General features: G+C 69.0%; 13 protein-coding genes. 6 read left to right on the forward strand and 7 right to left on the reverse strand.

Annotated elements, in window-relative coordinates:
* The first annotated feature begins 12 nt into the window (after positions 1 to 12).
* The 4 genes from fdh to ACFSXZ_RS30660 are packed head-to-tail and all read left to right on the forward strand — an operon-like array spanning position 13 to position 6,647.
* Positions 13 to 3,294, forward strand: a complete 3,282-nt coding sequence (gene fdh / locus ACFSXZ_RS30645) for a formate dehydrogenase (RefSeq protein ID WP_378268887.1) — start codon at positions 13 to 15, stop codon at positions 3,292 to 3,294.
* 52 nt (positions 3,295 to 3,346) lie between these two features.
* Positions 3,347 to 4,225 carry a 4Fe-4S dicluster domain-containing protein gene (locus tag ACFSXZ_RS30650; protein WP_378269095.1) on the forward strand — a complete coding sequence of 293 codons (879 nt, stop codon included), beginning with the start codon at positions 3,347 to 3,349 and terminating at the stop codon, positions 4,223 to 4,225.
* Between the two features lie 35 nt (positions 4,226 to 4,260).
* A complete protein-coding gene (gene nrfD, locus ACFSXZ_RS30655) occupies positions 4,261 to 5,253 on the forward strand; it encodes an NrfD/PsrC family molybdoenzyme membrane anchor subunit (protein ID WP_378269096.1) in 993 nt (330 codons plus the stop codon).
* Positions 5,254 to 5,300: 47 nt separating this feature from the next.
* Positions 5,301 to 6,647, forward strand: coding sequence for an FAD-binding protein (locus ACFSXZ_RS30660; RefSeq protein ID WP_378268889.1), 1,347 nt, complete (start codon positions 5,301 to 5,303; stop codon positions 6,645 to 6,647).
* Positions 6,648 to 6,651: 4 nt separating this feature from the next.
* Here the strand turns inward: ACFSXZ_RS30660 and ACFSXZ_RS30665 are convergent, their stop codons facing one another.
* The 7 genes from ACFSXZ_RS30665 to ACFSXZ_RS30695 all read right to left on the reverse strand — a co-directional run bounded on the left by ACFSXZ_RS30665 (position 6,652) and on the right by ACFSXZ_RS30695 (position 14,845).
* A complete protein-coding gene (locus ACFSXZ_RS30665; RefSeq protein WP_378268890.1) occupies positions 6,652 to 8,250 on the reverse strand; it encodes an ABC transporter substrate-binding protein in 1,599 nt (532 codons plus the stop codon).
* A 51-nt stretch (positions 8,251 to 8,301) separates the two neighbouring features.
* Entirely contained in the window at positions 8,302 to 10,134 is a 1,833-nt protein-coding gene (locus ACFSXZ_RS30670; protein WP_378268892.1) for a hypothetical protein, read from the reverse strand.
* A 681-nt stretch (positions 10,135 to 10,815) separates the two neighbouring features.
* Complete coding sequence (locus tag ACFSXZ_RS30675; protein WP_378268893.1) at positions 10,816 to 11,001, reverse strand: hypothetical protein; 186 nt, start codon at positions 10,999 to 11,001, stop codon at positions 10,816 to 10,818.
* A 166-nt stretch (positions 11,002 to 11,167) separates the two neighbouring features.
* A complete protein-coding gene (locus tag ACFSXZ_RS30680) occupies positions 11,168 to 12,319 on the reverse strand; it encodes an LLM class flavin-dependent oxidoreductase (RefSeq protein ID WP_378268895.1) in 1,152 nt (383 codons plus the stop codon).
* Between the two features lie 3 nt (positions 12,320 to 12,322).
* Positions 12,323 to 13,339, reverse strand: coding sequence for an ABC transporter substrate-binding protein (locus ACFSXZ_RS30685; protein ID WP_378268896.1), 1,017 nt, complete (start codon positions 13,337 to 13,339; stop codon positions 12,323 to 12,325).
* Positions 13,326 to 14,036 (reverse strand): ABC transporter ATP-binding protein, encoded by a 711-nt coding sequence (locus ACFSXZ_RS30690; protein WP_378268897.1) that lies wholly within the window; start codon positions 14,034 to 14,036, stop codon positions 13,326 to 13,328. Before ACFSXZ_RS30690 ends, ACFSXZ_RS30685 begins: the two co-directional genes overlap by 14 nt.
* On the reverse strand, positions 14,021 to 14,845 hold the full coding sequence (locus ACFSXZ_RS30695) for an ABC transporter permease (protein WP_378268898.1): 825 nt from the start codon (positions 14,843 to 14,845) through the stop codon (positions 14,021 to 14,023). Before ACFSXZ_RS30695 ends, ACFSXZ_RS30690 begins: the two co-directional genes overlap by 16 nt.
* A gap of 190 nt (positions 14,846 to 15,035) precedes the next feature.
* On the opposite strand from ACFSXZ_RS30695, the gene ACFSXZ_RS30700 reads away from it, so the two are divergent.
* Together ACFSXZ_RS30700 and ACFSXZ_RS30705 are read left to right on the forward strand one after the other, a co-directional pair.
* Positions 15,036 to 16,187 (forward strand): LLM class flavin-dependent oxidoreductase, encoded by a 1,152-nt coding sequence (locus ACFSXZ_RS30700; RefSeq protein WP_378268899.1) that lies wholly within the window; start codon positions 15,036 to 15,038, stop codon positions 16,185 to 16,187.
* Positions 16,188 to 16,205: 18 nt separating this feature from the next.
* The gene (locus ACFSXZ_RS30705) at positions 16,206 to 17,543 is read left to right on the forward strand and encodes an NtaA/DmoA family FMN-dependent monooxygenase (RefSeq protein WP_378268901.1); all 1,338 of its coding nucleotides are present in this window, start codon (positions 16,206 to 16,208) and stop codon (positions 17,541 to 17,543) included.
* Positions 17,544 to 17,545 lie beyond the last annotated feature (2 nt).

A 17,545-nucleotide genomic window follows, 5' to 3' on the forward strand; every position in this document is an offset into this window, starting at 1 on the left:
CGGGAGGCAGCCATGGGAATGCCGCGGTGGATCCGCGACTGGCCGGTGTACCGGCAGTGGAAGCAGGGTGATGTGAGCGGCCGCGGAGCGGCGGCCAAGAGCGCCACCAGCGCCCGGCTCACCCCCCGCACCCGGACCGCGGAGCAGGTGGTCAAGTCGGTCTGCCCGTACTGCGCGGTCGGCTGCGGCCAGAACGTCTTCGTCGAAAGCGGAAAGGTCACCCAGATCGAGGGCGACCCCGACTCGCCGGTCAGCCGGGGCAGGCTGTGTCCCAAGGGTTCGGCCAGCCTGCAGCTCACCACCGGTTCCGCCCGCAAGTACCAGGTCCTCTACCGCCGTCCTCATGGGACGGAGTGGGAAACGCTGGATCTGGACACCGCGATGGACATGATCGCCGACCGGACCATCGCGGCCAGGGTCAAGGGCTGGCAGTGGGAGGCCGACGGCGCCAAGGTCCGGCGCACCATGGGCATCGCCAGCCTCGGCGGCGCCACTTTGGACAACGAAGAGAACTATCTGATCAAGAAGCTCTTCACCGCGCTGGGCGCTATCCAGATCGAGAACCAGGCCCGTATTTGACACTCCGCCACGGTTCCCAGTTTGGGGACCTCCTTCGGCCGTGGCGGCGCCACGACGTTCCAGCAGGACCTGGCCAACGCCGACTGCATCGTGATCCAGGGCTCGAACATGGCGGAATGCCATCCGGTCGGGTTCCAGTGGGTGATGGAGGCCAAGGCCCGGGGTGCGAAGCTCGTTCACATCGACCCGCGCTTCACCCGGACCAGCGCGCTCGCCGACATCCACGTGCCCCTGCGAGCCGGCGCGGACATCGCGTTCCTCGGCGGCATCATCAACCACGTCCTGAATGAGGAGAAGTATTTCAAGGAATATGTTCTCGCCTACACCAACGCGGCGACCATCATCAACTCCGACTTCGCCGACACCGAGGATCTCGACGGGGTGTTCTCCGGGCTCGACCGCGAGCACCACACCTATGACGTCGGGACCTGGCAGTACGAAGGAGCCGACATGCAGGCGGCTTCCGGCCAGCGGGACCAGGAGTGGGACCGCCGGACCCGGGGCGGGGGCGCGGTGCGGGAAGCGGCCCGTGGTGAGGCGCACGGTTCCGGTGGCGCGGAGGTCGGCACCGAGCCGAACACCGACGAGACGCTCCAGCACCCGCGGTGCGTCTTCCAGATCCTGAAGCGTCACTACGCCCGTTACACACCGGAAGCGGTCGAGCAGATCGCCGGTGTGCCGCAGGATATGTTCCGCCAGGTGTGCGACCTGCTCACGGAGAATTCGGGACGCGACAGGACGAGTGCCTTCGCCTACGCCGTGGGCTGGACGCAGCACAGCGTCGGGGTGCAGTACATCCGGACGGCGGCCATCCTGCAGGCGCTGCTCGGCAACATCGGCCGTCCCGGTGGCGGGATCATGGCCTTGCGCGGCCATGCCTCGATCCAGGGTTCGACCGACATCTCGACGTTGTTCAACCTGCTGCCCGGTTACATTCCGATGCCGCACGCGCACACGAACGAATCCCTGGACACCTTCGTCCAGGCCGAGGGCACCGAGAAGGGCTACTGGGGCAACATCCGCGCGTACCTGGTGAGCCTGCTGAAGTCGTACTGGGGCGTCGCCGCCCGGCCGGACAACGACTTCTGCTTCGACTACCTGCCACGGCTCACCGGCAGCCACAGCACCTACGAAACGGTGATGGCGCAACTGGAAGGCACCTGCAAGGGCTACTTCCTCTACGGCGAGAACCCCGCCGTGGGCTCGGCGAACGCCAAGATGCAGCGCCTGGGCATGGCCAACCTGGACTGGCTGGTCGTGCGCGACTTCTCCCTGATCGAAAGCGCGACCTGGTGGAAGGACGGGCCGGAAATCGAGACCGGTGAGCTGCGCACCGAGGACATCGCCACCGAGGTGTTCTTCATGCCCGCCGCCGCGCACACCGAAAAGGACGGCAGCTTCACCAATACTCAGCGGATGCTGCAGTGGCACCACCTGGCCGTCGAGCCCGCCGGTGACGCCCGGAGCGACCTGTGGTTCACCTACCACCTCGGCCGCAAGATCCGGGAAAAGCTGATCGCGGCCACCATGGACGAGTCCACTTCGGACGAACAGCGCGAACGGGACCGGCCGGTGGTGGAACTGACCTGGGACTACCCCACCAAGGGACCGCTCGCCGAACCCGACGCCGAGGCCGTCCTCGCCGAGGTCAACGGCCATGACGCCGAAGGCAACCCGTTGAGCAGTTACGAACAGCTCAAGGATGACGGCTCGACATCGTGTGGTTGCTGGATCTACTGCGGCTGCTACGCGAACGGCGTGAACCAGTCAGCCCGGCGCAAGCCCGGCGACCAGCAGAGCTGGGTCGCTCCGGAGTGGGGCTGGGCCTGGCCCGCCAACCGGCGCATCCTCTACAACCGTGCCTCCGCCGACCCGGACGGCAAGCCGTGGAGCGAGCGCAAGGCCCTGGTGTGGTGGGACGCCGAGCAGGGGAAGTGGACCGGCCACGACGTCCCCGACTTCAAGCCGACGAAGGCGCCGGACTTCAAGCCGGCCGAGGGCGCCAAAGGCCCGGACGCGCTGACCGGGAGGGACGCGTTCATCATGCAGGCCGACGGCAAGGCATGGCTGTACGCACCCGCGGGCCTGACGGACGGGCCGCTGCCCACGCATTACGAACCGCAGGAATCGCCCTTCACCAACCTGCTCTACCCGCAGCAGCACAACCCCGTCCGGCAGATCCTTTCGTCGCCGCACAACAAGATTCAGCCCAGCGGCGACGAGGCGGGCTCGGAGGTGTTCCCCTACCCGCTGACCACCTACCGCCTCACCGAACACCACACGGCGGGCGGCATGTCACGGTGGCAGCCCTACCTGTCGGAGCTGCAACCGGAACCGTTCTGCGAGGTCTCCCCCGAGCTCGCCGCCGAACGGGGCCTCGAACACGGAGAATGGGCCACGATCATCACCGCCCGCACCGCGGTCGAAGCCCGCGTGCTGGTGACCGGCCGCCTGACCCCGCTGACCGTCCAGGGCCGCACGACCCACCAGGTCGGCCTGCCCTACCACTGGGGCCCCAACGGGCTCAGCAAGGGCGACGCGGCCAACGAACTGACCTCGGTGGTGCTGGACCCGAACAGTCACATCCAGGAGGTCAAGGCCCTGACCTGCGACATCCGCCCCGGCCGCAGGCCGCGGGGCCCCGCGAAGGTCGAGCTGGTCCACGAGTACCAGCGCCGTGCGGGCATCACCGAAGAGACCGGGAAGGAGCCCTGACGTGACCGCCATCGATGCCACGGCGCTGGGTTACGAGGACCATCAGCCGCGGATGGGCTTTTTCACCGACACCTCGGTGTGTATCGGCTGCAAGGCGTGCGAAGTCGCGTGCAAGGAATGGAACGCGGTGCCGGCCGACGACATGGCGCTCACCGGCATGTCCTACGACAACACCGTGGGGCTCGGCGCGGACACCTGGCGGCACGTGGCGTTCATCGAACAACGCAAGCCGCTCGCCCTCCAGGACCCGGGCCTGCACCACGACACCGACGTGCTGGCCATGGCCGAGCAGGGGTCCGCCACGAACCCGTCCGAGGCCGCGATGACCCCCACCGGCGCCGGTCCCGGCGACGAGTTCCGCTGGCTCATGGCCTCCGACGTGTGCAAGCACTGCACCCACGCGGCCTGCCTGGACGTCTGCCCCACCGGCGCGCTGTTCCGGACCGAGTTCGGCACGGTGGTGGTGCAGGAGGACGTCTGCAACGGGTGCGGCTACTGCATTCCCGCCTGTCCCTACGGGGTCATCGACCAGCGCAAGGACGACGGCAGGGCCTGGAAGTGCACGCTGTGCTATGACCGGCTCGGCGACGGCATGGAACCGGCCTGTGCCAAGGCGTGCCCCACCGAGTCGATCCAGTTCGGGCCGCTCGACGAACTGCGGGAGCGTGCCGACGCCAGGGTCCGGCAACTTCACGACGCGGGGGTCTCCGACGCGCGACTCTACGGCGAGAACCCGCACGACGGTGTCGGCGGCGACGGCGCGTTCTTCCTGCTGCTCGACGAACCCGAGGTCTACGGGTTGCCGCCCGACCCCGTGGTCACCACGCGCGACCTGCCGTCGATGTGGGGCCACGTCGTCAAGGCGGCGGCGACCCTGGCCGGTGGCGCGCTCGCGGCGGTCGCCGCGTCGATGATCGGGAGGCGCAAGTGAACTCCAAGGCCAACCCGCCTGCCCGCGAACGTGCTTTGTGGGGGCACGGCCCCCACACCCCCACTGGGGGCAAGCCCCCAGACCCCCTCACCGGCGTAGCGACCGGAAAACGGCGCAAGCGCGGCGAGCAACCGGTGGTTCCGGACAGCCAGTTCACCTCGTACTACGGGAAACCGGTCATCAACGGACCGGTGTGGCGCTCCCCCGACATCCCGGGTTATCTGTTCCTCGGCGGGCTCGCCGGTGCCTCGTCCTTGCTCGGCGCCGGAGCGCAGGCCACCGGCAGCGATGTCGTCGCGAAGGCCGCCAAGACGGGCGCGTTCGGCGCCATCAGCCTCTCGCTGGTCGCACTCGTCAACGACCTCGGCCGTCCCGCCCGCTTCCTCAACATGCTGCGCGTGTTCAAGCCGACCTCACCGATGAACATCGGCTCGTGGCTGCTCACCGCCTACGGGCCTCTCGCGGGCGCGTCGGCGGCTTCGGCCGTGACGGGCAAACTGCCCCGGATCGGCACGGCCGCCACGGCGGGTGCCGCGCTGCTCGGCCCCGCCGTCGCCGCCTATACCGGCGCGCTGGTCAGCGACACCGCCGTACCCGCCTGGCACGACGGGTACCGCGAAATGCCGTATGTGTTCGTCGGCTCCGGCGCCACCGCCGCCGGCGGTCTCGGCCTGATCGCCGCGCCGGACGGCGAAGCGACGGCGGCGCGCAACCTGGCGCTGTTCGGCACCACCTTGGAACTCGGCGCGTTCAAGCGGATGGAACAGCGCCTCGGCATGGTCGCCGAGCCGTACCGGCGGGGCAAGGGCGGCAAATACGTGCGGGCGGCCGAAGTCCTCTCGCTCGCGGGCGCGGCGGGCGCCGTGCTCGGCCGGAGCAACAGGATCGTGCGCATGCTCTCCGGCGCCGCTCTGGTCGCGGCGTCCGCGTGCACGCGGTGGGGCATCTTCCACGCCGGCAAGGACTCCGCTGATGACCCGAAATACACGGTCGTGCCCCAGCGCGAACGGCTGAACGAACGGTCCTGAGTCCACAGTGGATGGACGTCGGCCGCGAAAAGGGCCACCATGCCCCCATGGACGACGGCCTTTTCTCGCTCTCCTTCGACGGTGAAATGCGCGCCGATTCCGGCGCGCTGACCCAGGCTGCCGAGGATTTCGGGCACGTGGTGGCGGACCGGCCCCGCGCGGTCCTGCGCCCGGGCTCGGCCGCGGACATCGCCACGGTCCTGCGTTTCGCGTCGGAGCAAGGGATTCCGGTCGTGCCGCGCGGTCAGGGCCACTCGACCTACGGTCAGGCTCAGGCGCGCGACGGCATCGTGATCGACATGTCGGCGCTCGACCGGGTCTCTCACCCCAGCGAGGATCACGTGATCGTCGAAGCGGGCGCGACCTGGGCCGATGTCCTGCGCACGACCCTCCGGCAGGGCCTGACGCCGCCCGTGCTCACCGACTATCTCGGCCTGTCCGTGGGCGGCACGCTCTCCGTGGGAGGACTCGGCGGGACCAGTCATCGTTACGGCGCACAGACCGACACCGTGCTCGCACTGGACGCGGTCACCGCCGACGGCCGGACACGGAGTTGCTCGCCCACGGAGTCGCCCGAACTGTTCCGGTCTCTTCTCGCCGGGCTCGGGCAATGTGGCGTGATCACGCGCGCCACGCTCCGGCTCGTCCCAGCCCCGGCTCGTGTCCGCCGCTACAAGCTCTTCTATCGCGATATCGACTTGTTGACCGCAAGCCAGCGCGTGCTGATGAGGGAAGGCAGGTTCGACCACCTGCAGGGTCAGATTCTCCCCGGCCCACAGGGCTTCCGCTTCATGCTCGACGCCGCCACCTACTACACCCCGCCCGCTGCCCCCGACGACCGGGAACTCACGGCAGACGCCGGGCACGAACCCGGCTCCGAAGAGATCGAAGACCTTTCCTACTGGGATTTCGCCGATCGCCTCAGCGACGGTGAAGCCGAACTCCGCCGGCTCGGCGCGTGGACGCATCCCCATCCGTGGGCCAACCTGCTGCTTCCCAACACCACGACCGACGACTTCCTCGCCCGGATCCTGACCGGCCTGACGCCCGACGACCTGGGCGCCGCTGGGCTGGTACTGGTCTACCCGCTCCTCACCCGGCGACTGGCCACCCCGCTGTTGCGCACCCCCGCCGAAACCATCACCTTCCTCGTCGCCGCGCTCCGCTTCCCGCCACCCGACCCGGCCACGGTCCGGCGGATGATCGCCGACAACCGGAGCTGGTACGAGCAGGCCCGCGAACTCGGCGGCGTCTCCTATCCCATCGGCACCATCCCGTTCACCGGCGACGACTGGCGTCATCACCACGGCGCCGGACATCCGGCCTTCCTCGAACTCGTGGACCGCTTCGATCCCGCGCGGATCCTTGGTTCCGGCCTTGTCCGGGAGAGCTGACGGATCACTGGGTGCGATAGGTGCCAGGGATGCTCCAGGTTCCGGCGAGCCGGCCGAGCGGAACCACGGGAACCGGCCTGCCGTAGGGCCACAGGTCGTTCGGTGGCTGTTCCCGGAAGTACAGTTCCCCGCTCACCCCGGGAACGGGATTGTCCTTCAGGCTGAACAGCGCGTTCCGCACGTCCGCGGCGGTGGGCAGCTCGGAAATCGCCGGAGTGTCGGCGGCGCGGTGGTTGTTGAAATCCGACTTCGCGTTCGCGTCGCGGCGCGCGGCCCACACCACGGCGGCCACCGCGTCCCGGTGGGTGATCGCGTAACCGCTCGCGAGGTCGGCTTCGGAGAAGCCGAGACCGCCACGCTCCTGCGGAGTCGTGAAGTAGGTGCGGAAGGCCGCGTAGGCTCTCGGCGTTCCGGACCCGCCCGCGCGCCAGCCGCCGGGATCCGCGGCTGTCGCGTCGAGCAGTCCCATGGTCCCCGCGTCCAGGTCACCGGTGTTCACGGCCAGGCCGACCGTTCCCGTGACGAGCATCAGCGGCCGCACCGGGTTCTGGCAGCGTCCGCGCTCGCCCAGGGCCTGGATCAGGGCCGGGAGGTCGCGGCCACGGCCGGCGTAGAACAGGACGTCCGGATTGGACGTGCAGATGTCGCTGACCGCGTCGTGGAACAACAACGGCGTCCCGCCCTGCGGCGGCTTGCTGCCGTTGAACCCGCTGCTGTGCTCACTGAGCGAGTACTCGCTGTCGAAGGTCTCGGTGAACGCCGCTTTCAAGGTGCGCACGTAATCGTCGGCATTGCGATCGTAGAGGAGATAACCGCCCAGCGCTGTCGTACTCGAATGGTTGTCCAGCACAGCTTTCAGCGCTCGGACATAGTCGCGATTGGACGGTGACACCTTGAACAACCACGGATCGACCATGTTGTCGGCCGTGATCGCCGCGCCGATGCTCGGGATGCCCTCGGCGCCCAGCCGCGCGGCGGTGTCCCGGGTGTGGGCGTCGCTGATCCCCATCCCGGCGGCCGCGACGAGCGGATGGTCCCCGTCCTTCAACGCGGCCAGTCGTCCGGCCACCTCCGGCCCAGCACTCTCGTCGTACCCCTCGTTGGCCAGCACCAACTGGACGAGCGGCGTCGTGTCGCCGAGCGCGGTGGAATGGTTGGCCTGCATCTGTGCCGCGTACATCCCCCGCAGCGAGGTGCCGATGTCCTCGGTCGTCATGGCGCTGCCGGGCCGGGCGAGCATCGGCATCAGCACGGCGACGCGGATGTAGGGCTTGGTGTTCTGATCGCGGACCGCCTGGTTCTCCGCGACGATCTTCGCGATGGCGGAAACCGCGACGGGATCGGGGGAACCGAACGGGAAATCGCGTTCGACGGTCCAGCCGACGCACTCGCCGCCGGTCCCCGTCCATCGCGACAGCGCGAAACCGTCACCGGACGTCTGATCGAGGCCCTGGCACGGTTCGGGGCCGCCCCACTGTGGCAGCACGGCCCAGGCCGTCCCGCCGAGCGCGAGGACGACCACCAGCGCCAGCAGGATGCGGCGATTGCGGCGGCGCCGCCGCCCCGCGCCGGTCTCCGGTGGCTCGAACTGATCAGGTGTCACTGTTCCTCCGCGAGTTTGCGCGCCCCCGTGATCGTGTCGACACAAGGGGTGTCACTGTGTTTCCTCGAGGACGTCGAATTCGTGGGAGCCGCGGCGCCACAGCGTGGAAAGCCGGTCGTAGCGGCGGATCCGGTCGAGCAGTTCGTCGGAACGCCCTCCGGTGTGCCGGAAGAGATCCCGGTACGCCTCGGCGATGCGGGCGTAGAGCCAGCCGCGATCGGCCCCGCACATCGGGTCCGCCGCCTCCTGGAGTGCGGAAATCAGGGCCTCGACGAACGCCGGCGCACTGCCCTCGCCCGCTTCGAGCAGCGGAGCCGGTGGCCGCGGTGCGGTGACCACGCCGTCGAGGAGCGTGAGCCAGTTCGCCAGCGACTCTTCGGTGAGCTGTTTGGTCAGTACCGACGCGACCGCGGTGACCTTGCCGAGCGCGAGGCTGTGGTACAGCTCGGCCTCGATGTCCGTGGCGTCCTTGCGAAGCCGTTCGTGAGCGGTGCGCCAGTCCCCGGGACGGCGGGCGAGGCGGCGCAGCAACAGCATGCGCAACAAGGTGGTGTGCGTGCCGGGCTCCCACAGGCCGACCGGGAAGGGCTCGGGCCGGACCTCCTCTCGCAGGCGCAGCCCTTCGGACGGGTCGCGGCCGGCCGCGCAGAAGGTCAGAGACTCGGCTTCCGCTTCCGGGACACCGGCCAGCAGGCGATCGCGGAGCACGTCTTCGAGCCGCGGCGTCAGCAACTCCGCGGGTTCGAAGGTACCGCTCCGCTCGGCCGCCGCGGCGTCGAGCAGGATCTTCGTCCCGCCGGGATGGCCTCGGCCGAGCCGGTACAGCAGGGTGCCCAGGTTCAGCGCGTCACGCTCGGAGATGCCCAGACGCCGTGTCATCTCGCGGATCTCTTCCACCGTGAACGGCGGAAGGCGGCGCAGCAGCCACAACGTCTCACGGTCGGAGAGCTCCCCTTGCTCGCCACCGGAAACCTGCCGTACCTTCGCCCGTTCCGCGTTGCTCAGCTCGGCGAGGAAATCGCCGCGGGTGGTCGCGACCACGGTCAGCGGATCGCCGACGCCCAGCCTGCGCTTCCCGGTCAGGCCACGCAGCACCACCCGGCCCAGTTCGGTGTCGGCATTGTCGAGGAGCACGAGGCAGTTCATCGACCATTCCCCGGCACGCCGGGCGGTGCGGAAGTTGTCCCGGAGGTCGGCCAGGAACGCCGTCCACAGCACTTCCTCGCCACCGCCCAGGGCACGCGCCGACCGGTTGAGCTCGACGAGTTCGTCGACCGGATCCAGGCCGAGCTCGGCATCCTGGTGCCCGTACCAGCCGGCGAACCGCCCGGGCCGCCCACGCGTGGAAATCCACGAGGCCGCCTTGTCCACGACCAGGTCCACCGCGGCACCGATCGCCCCCTGACCGGCGTCGACCCCGGCGCCCAGCCGGAGGCCGTCCCGCGCCAGGTCCGCGAGGACCTTTTTGACCGTGGAAAGCGGAAGCCGTTCCCGCAGCAGTTCTCTCACCTGCGCCTGGGCCCGCTTGCGGTCGAGGCGGTCCAGCTCCCAGCGCCGGGCCAGCAGACCGATGACCAGCCGGTTGAACCGCAGCGAGCCGTAGAGCCGGCAGTGCCGGGCGAGCTGGAAGGCCAGCGCCGCAAGCAGTTCCGGCGTGTCGACGTGCCCGGAGGCTTCCTCCGCGCTCGCGAGATCCAGGTACGCGCAGGGCACGGTGCCCGCGCACCGGCGGAGAAGTTCGTGCAGCAGCACCGTTTTCCCGGTCGCCGCACCCCCTTCGACCACGAGGACCGGCCGTGGCGGATCATCCGCTCCCGCATCGCGGAGCATCAGCCTGCGCACCAGGCCGATCTCGGGCTTGCGGCCGTAGAACGGCTCGGTCACCTCCCACCCCCCTGTTTCCCCTTGCCGGAAAACACTATTGGCGGATCTTCTTCCGCCCCGTCGTTCGCGGCCCCTTGATTGTTACACCATGTTTTGCGCAAAAAATACTGAGCCCGGCAAACTATTCACCCATTCGCGTTAGCCGTTATTGCCTGAATGTCAATAGATGCCGGCTGCCACACCACGCACGGGTACTGGAACCTCTCCTCGGACGGGGACGATGGCGTCATGGTGACTGCCCGGCGTGCCCGCCACGACAAGCTCTCCGCTCTTCTCAGGTCGTACGACGACAGGGAACTGGCACTGCTCTTGGCCACGGGTCGGCCAGGCAGTGTAGGCGACGGTCCGCAACGAATATGTACTCCGGTGCGCCACTGGCGACATCCCGGACGACGTACCGGCGACCGTGGCTACGATCCTGGCTCGGCATGCGCCTGCTGCCGAGAGAATGAACAGCTTCTACTGGAGGCTGTTCGACGGTGACCTGAAGGCGGAATATCCCGACTCGGGCCAAATTCGCCCCTGACGATCGCGTCCTGGATCGTTGACGAGGTATACCCCGTCAACGTCGGTAGCGAGGCGCGGAACAGGGGAGCGTCCACGATGGACGCTCCCCTGTTCCGCGAACCGCGTCAGTACGTCGGCTGGACCCACAGCTCGTACTGACCGTCGTGCAGGTCGTCACAGTGCCAGCCGACCCAGCGGGCCCTGCGGGAATCCGGCGTTGCCCGCGTCGACGCAGGCTTCGAGCGACGGGTAGACGCCCCCCGGGACGAACTCCGCAGCCGACGCGACACCCTGGTTGACGGCGAGACCACCGGCGACCCCCAGCGTGAGCAGGGTGGCTGCGACCAGCTTCCGAATCATGTGCGCTCCATTCGCATCGAGGTGACATGACGTCGGCTTCAGGGGAATCGACGCATCGCCGGTCAGCTTATGGGCGCAAGATCAATCGCGGCCGGGTCAGGCGAGGTGGTAGAGCAAACGCGGTCAGGAACACCCCCCGAAGGGGCAAAGGCGAAGTGCCGCAAGGTCATCGCACGGCGGTGACAGCTTCCCGGTCGTACCCGCGCGATCCCTCTCCGGCCAACAGACCGCGCCGGGCGAGTTCGGGTCGTACGCCTTCGCCGAACCAGTACGCCTCCTCCAGATGCGGGTAACCGGACAGGACGAACTCCTCCACACCAAGGGCGTGGTATTCCTCGATGAGATCCGCGACTTCGGTGTGGCTGCCGACCAGCGCCGTGCCCGCCCCTCCGCGGACCAGTCCGATCCCGGCCCAGAGGTTCGGGTGGATTTCCAGGCCACGCACGCCTTTCGAAGGGTCTCCGCCATGTAACGCGACCATACGTTGTTGCCCTACCGACTCGCTCGCCGCGAGTTGGGCCTGTGCTTTGGCGACTTGTTCCGGGTTCAGCGCGTTCAGCAACTTGCCTGCCTCGGCCCATGCTTCGCCCGAGGTGTCACGCGAGATGGTGTGGAGACGGATACCGAACCGGACCCGCCGGCCCTCGGCCTCGGCCAGGCGCCGCACCTTCCCGATCTTGTCCGCGACGAGCCCCGGAGGTTCGCCCCAGGTGAGGTAGACGTCGGCATGCCGGGCGGCCACCGGCAGGGCCGCGGGTGAGGACCCTCCGAAGTAGACAGACGGCACCGGGTCGGGAGGCGCCAGCACGGTCGCTCCCTCGACGCGCAGATGCTCGCCGGCGAAGTCGAACGGTGCCCCGCCCCAAACGCCCCGCACGATCGTGAGGAACTCGTCGGTGCGGGCGTAACGCTGGTCGTGATCGTGCCAGTCGCCGAAACGCCGCTGCTCGATCGCGTCGCCGCCGGTGACGACGTTGAGCAGCAGCCTGCCTCCCGAGATCCGCTGGTAGGTCGCCGCCATCTGGGCCGCCAGCGTCGGGGACACCGATCCGGGGCGGAACGCCACCAGGTACTTCAACCGCCTGGTCTCACGGATCAACGCGGCGGTAACCAGCCAGGCGTCCTCGCACCAGGTACCGGTCGGGGTCAGTACCCCTTCGAAACCGAGCCGTTCCGCCGCCCGCGCGACCTGCGCGAGGTAGTCGATACCGGCTTCCCGGTGGGCCGGCGGACCCGGCGAGCGGTTGGCGTGGAAGCGTTCCACGATGGTGCGGCCGTCCCCGGAGGTGGGCAGGAACCAGTGCAGTGTGACGGACATCGGTCAACCCCTTGCGGTCGCGAGGTCGGCCGCGTACCGGCGGTCGACGAAACGGGAGAAATCGATCTTGCCGGGAAGGTCCTTGTCCCCGGTGAAGGCGTCGGCGAGTTCCTGTTCCGAGCCGACGACCGCGTCATCCAGCGGAACCGGCAGGTCGGGCCCTTCCTGCGTCGCCGCGAGCGTGACCTGCGGTGCCAGTCCGGTCTCCGCCGCCCACGCCTGCGCCCACTGCTCACGGTGGGTGTCCGACCAGCGTTCCGCGCGGGCGATGCGCACGACGTAGTCACGGATCGCGGCGTCGCGGCCCGCGTCCCCGAGCGCGGACTTGCCCGCGACCTGGAAGGTGTACCCGTTCGCGATCCCCGTGCCGTCGGCCAGGACCCGCGCGTTCGCTTCCAGCCTCGCCTGCGCCGTGTACGGGTCCCACACCGCCCAAGCGTCGATCCGATGCTGCTTGAACGCGCCGTAGGCGTCGGCCGGTTGCAGGAAGGAGATCTTGACGTCCTTTGTGGACATTCCGGTCTTCGCCAGGTTCAGCAGGATCTGACCGTGAGCCGAACTGCCCTTGGCCACGCCGATGGTCTTGCCCCTCAGTTCCGGCACGCTCCGCAGTGGAGAATCGGCGGGCACCAGCAAGGCGTCACCGGCGACGCTGCCTTGCGCGGCGCTGACCACCGAGATCTTGCCGTTGGCCGCGGCGGAAAAGATCGGGGGCGTGTTGCCGACGGCGCCGACATCGATGGCTCCGGCCGAGGCGGCCTCCAGCAGCGGTGGACCAGAGGTGAAGGTGGACCACTCGATCTTGTACGGCACATCGGCGAGCAGCCCGGCCGCCTTGAGCAGAGCCTGCGAGCCACCCTTCTGGTCCCCGACCTTGAGCGTGACCTTGCTCAGGTCGGCCGGGGCCGCCGACGGATTGGCGGTGCCGCTCGTGCCACAACCCGTCAGAGACACCAGCGCGGCGAGGACGGCGAGAAGGACGCCGGTGACGGCCCGTTCGGACGGTTCAGGCGAGCGCATGGTCGGTCACTCCCAGGTCGGTCAGGATGCCCGCCCTGGCGGCGAGATGATCGCCGGGACGGCGCGGGCGCGGACGGTCGAGCACGTGCTCGGCGATGACGCGGCCGTCGCCGAGCACCAGGACGCGATCGGCGAGCAGCAAGGCCTCGTCGACGTCGTGGGTCACCAGAAGCACCCCGGGCCGGTGCCGCTGCCAGAGGTCTTCCACCAGCCGGTGCATGGTCAGCCTGGTCAACGCGTCAAGCGCGCCGAAAGGCTCGTCGAGCAGGAGCAGGCGCGGCTCGCGCACCAGGGCCCTGGCCAGCGACACCCGCTGGGCTTCACCACCGGAGAGGGTTCGAGGCCAAGCGTCGCCGTAGCCGGTCAGCCGGACTCCGGCCAGGGCCTGCTCGGCCTTCTCCCGGTCACGGCCATGCTCCCGCAAACCCAGCACCACATTGCGCCAGACCCGGCGCCACGGCAGCAGACGGGGCTGCTGGAACGCCACCGACACCGTGCCGCGCACGATGACCTCACCGTCCACAGTGGAGTCCGTTCCGGCCAGGATCCGCAGCAACGTCGACTTCCCCGACCCGCTCCGGCCGAGCAACGCGACGAACTCGCCCTGCCCGATGTCCAGGTCCAGGCCGGAGAGGACCACCCGGTCGCCGAAGGCCTTCTCCAGTGCGCGCACCCGCGCGATCAGTTCCCCCGCCACCGCAGCATCCTTCCTTCGATCAGCCGGACCAGGGCGTCGGTGAGCAACCCGACCAGCGCGTAGACGACCAGGCCCACCACGACCACGTCGGTGCGCAGGAACTCCCGGGCGTTGTTGATGAGGTAACCGAGCCCCGCGTCGGCGTTGACCGTCTCCCCCACGATCAAGGCCAGCCACGCCGTTCCGAGCGACTGCCGCAGTCCGACCAGCGCCTGCGGGAGGGCTGAGGGCCCTACGACGTGCACCAGGCGTTCGAACCGGGTGAACCCCAGCACCGCGGCCGCCTCCAGTAAATCGCTCTCGACATTGCGGATCCCGGAGAACAGGTTGAGGTACAAGGGAAACGCCACGCCGAGGGCGACCAGCATGATCTTCGGTTCCTCGCCGATACCGAACCAGAGGATGAACAGCGGGATCAAACCGAGGAACGGCAGGGTGCGCAGCATCTGCACCGGCGGGTCGACCAGGGTCGCGCCCCATCGGGACAGCCCGGCCACCAGGCCGAGCACGACGGCCGCACCCGCGCCCAGCGCGAACCCGGCGCCCACCCGGCCGAGGGAAACCGCCAGAGCGGCACCGAGTTCACCCGAGCGTGCCGTGTCGATCCCGGCCCGGAGCACGGTCGACGGCGCACTGAGCTTGTCCGGCGGCAGCAGTCCGGACGAGGACGCCACCTGCCACAGGAGGACGAGCGCGAGCGGGCTGAGCCAGCGCCGCAGATCGGGCACACCGCGCCGGGGACGGCGACGCGGTGGCCCGGCCGCGGACTCCTCCGGGGGAGCCAGGACGCTGGTAGCGGGAACAGACACGGAATCACTCCCGGTGAAGGCCTCGGTTTCTTGGTCGGGGTCAGAGTTCGGAGTCAACGGGCGCTACCACGAACCGGTCAAGAATTCTCACGGCCTGGAACCGGAATTCTTTTCTTTCCGATCGAAAACAACGCGTTCGGGGACTGAGACATCATTGACGCCTTCTCCTCCCCCGGCTCGAATGGGAAAGGTGTCCTCTCCTTCCAGCTCCTTCCTCCACCTGGCGGTCGCACTCGACGGTGCCGGGTGGCATCCCGCGGCCTGGCGGGAAAACGACGCCCGGCCCGCCGAACTGTTCACCGCGGGTTACTGGGTGGATCTCGTCTCCGAAGCTGAACGCGCTTCGCTCGACTTCGTCACCATCGAGGACTCGCTGAGCCTCCAATCCACCGATCGCCGCGGCCCGGACGGGCGCACCGATCAGGTCCGCGGCCGCCTGGACGCGGTCCTGATCGCGGCGCGCGTGGCCCCGGTGACCACCGGAATCGGTCTCGTGCCTTCCGTGGTCGTCACCCACACCGAGCCGTTCCACCTTTCGAAGGCCATCGCGACACTGGATTACGCCGCGAAAGGCCGAGCGGGCGTTCGGGTACGCGTCTCGGCGAACCCGCACGAAGCCGCGCATTTCGGCCGCCGCGCCATCCGGGACGAGTCCGCTGGAGACCTTTTCGACGAGGCCGCCGACTATGTCGAGGTGCTGCGGCGCCTGTGGGACAGCTGGGAAGACGACGCGGAAATCCGTGACGTGGCCACGGGGCGTTTCGTCGACCGCGAAAAACTGCACTACATCGACTTCCACGGCCGGTTCTTCAGCGTTCGTGGCCCGTCGATCACCCCGCGCCCGCCCCAGGGCCAGCCGGTCGTGACCGCCCTCGCGCACGGGGAACCCGCCTACCGCCTCGCGGCGCGTTCGGGCGAAGTCGCCTTCGTCACCCCTCAGGACGCGGACCACGCCCGCCGGATCACCGGCGAACTCCGGGAACACCACCACGGGCCGCCGCACGTGTTCGGTGATCTGGTGGTCTTCCTCGACGACGACGAAACGACCGCCACCGCCCGCAAACGACGACTCGACGAGTGGGCCGACACCGCCTACACCAGTGACGCCACCGTTTTCACCGGCACCGCCGAGGCGCTCGCGGACCTCCTGCTGGACTGGCACGAAGCCGGCCTGTCCGGCTTCCGGTTACGGCCGGGCGCCCTTCCGCACGACCTGCGGCAGATCACCCGCCGCCTGGTCCCGCATCTCCGGCGGCGCCAGGCCTTCCGCACCGCCTACGAGGCCACCACGCTGCGCGGCCTGCTCGGTCTGGCGCGCCCCGCCAACCGTTACGCCGCTTGAATTCGCAGGAGAGCCGCCATGAGCAAGCAGATCCATCTCGCCGCGCACTTCCCCGGAGTCAACAACACGACCGTGTGGAGCGATCCGCGTTCCGGCAGCCACATCGAGTTCGACTCGTTCGCGCATTTCGCCAGGACCGCCGAGCGCGCGAAGTTCGACTTCCTGTTCCTCGCCGAAGGGTTGCGGCTGCGCGAGCAGCGGGGCCACATCCACGACCTCGACGTGGTGGGCAGGCCGGACACCTTCACGGTGCTGGCCGCACTGGCCGGGGTCACCTCACGGCTCGGCCTGGCCGGCACCATCAACTCGACCTTCAACGAGCCGTACGAAGTGGCCCGCCAGTTCGCCACGCTGGACCACCTCTCGGCCGGCCGCGCGGCGTGGAACGTCGTCACCTCGTGGGACGCCTTCACCGGCGAAAACTTCCGTCGTGGCGGCTTTCTCGCCGAATCGGACCGCTACGAGCGGGCACGGGCGTTCCTGGACACCTCGCTCGAGTTGTTCGGCTCGTGGCACGGCGACGAAATCGTGGCGGACAAGGAGTCCGGCGTGTTCCTCACCGACGCCCGCGCCGGCTGGTTCAAGCATCAGGACGCGCATTTCGACATCGAAGGCCAGTTCACCGTGCCGCGAAGCCCGCAGGGCAGGCCGGTGATCCTCCAGGCGGGCGACTCCGGGCAAGGTCGCGAGTTCGCCGCGTCCCACGCCGACGCGATCTTCAGCCGCCACAGCACCTACGACGCGGGCCGTGACTTCTACACCGACGTCAAGGGCCGCCTCGCCCGGCACGGACGGCGTCCGGAGGACCTGCTGATCCTTCCCGCCGCGACGTTCGTGCTCGGCGACACCGAAGCCGAGGCCGCCGAGATCGCCCACGAGGTGCGGCTGGCACAGGTCAGCGGGCCGACCGCGATCACGTTCGCCGAACACGTCTGGAACCGCGACCTCTCGGCCTATGACCCCGACGGACCGTTGCCCGCGGTCGACCCGCTGGACGGCGAGCACACCGTGGCACGGGGAAGGGCGAGCGTGCGGATGTTCGGCGACCGGCTCGCCACCGCGAACGAGTGGCGGGAGCGCGCGGCGGCGAGGAACCTTTCCCTCCGCGAGGTGGTTGTCGAGGTCACCGCCCGTCAGTCGTTCGTCGGCACTCCGGGCGAGGTCGCCTCCGAGATCAACCGTTTCGTCCAGGACGACGCCGCCGACGGGTTCGTCCTCGTTCCGCACATCACGCCGGGCGGCCTGGACGAATTCGCCGGCAAGGTCGTGCCACTGCTCCAGGAGCGAGGCGTGTTCCGCGCCGAGTACACCGGCGAAACCCTGCGCGAGCACCTCGGGCTCGCGGCCCGTCGCTGAGG

Origin of the sequence: Amycolatopsis pigmentata, from assembly GCF_042684065.1 — a bacterium.
GTDB lineage: Bacteria > Actinomycetota > Actinomycetes > Mycobacteriales > Pseudonocardiaceae > Amycolatopsis_E > Amycolatopsis_E pigmentata.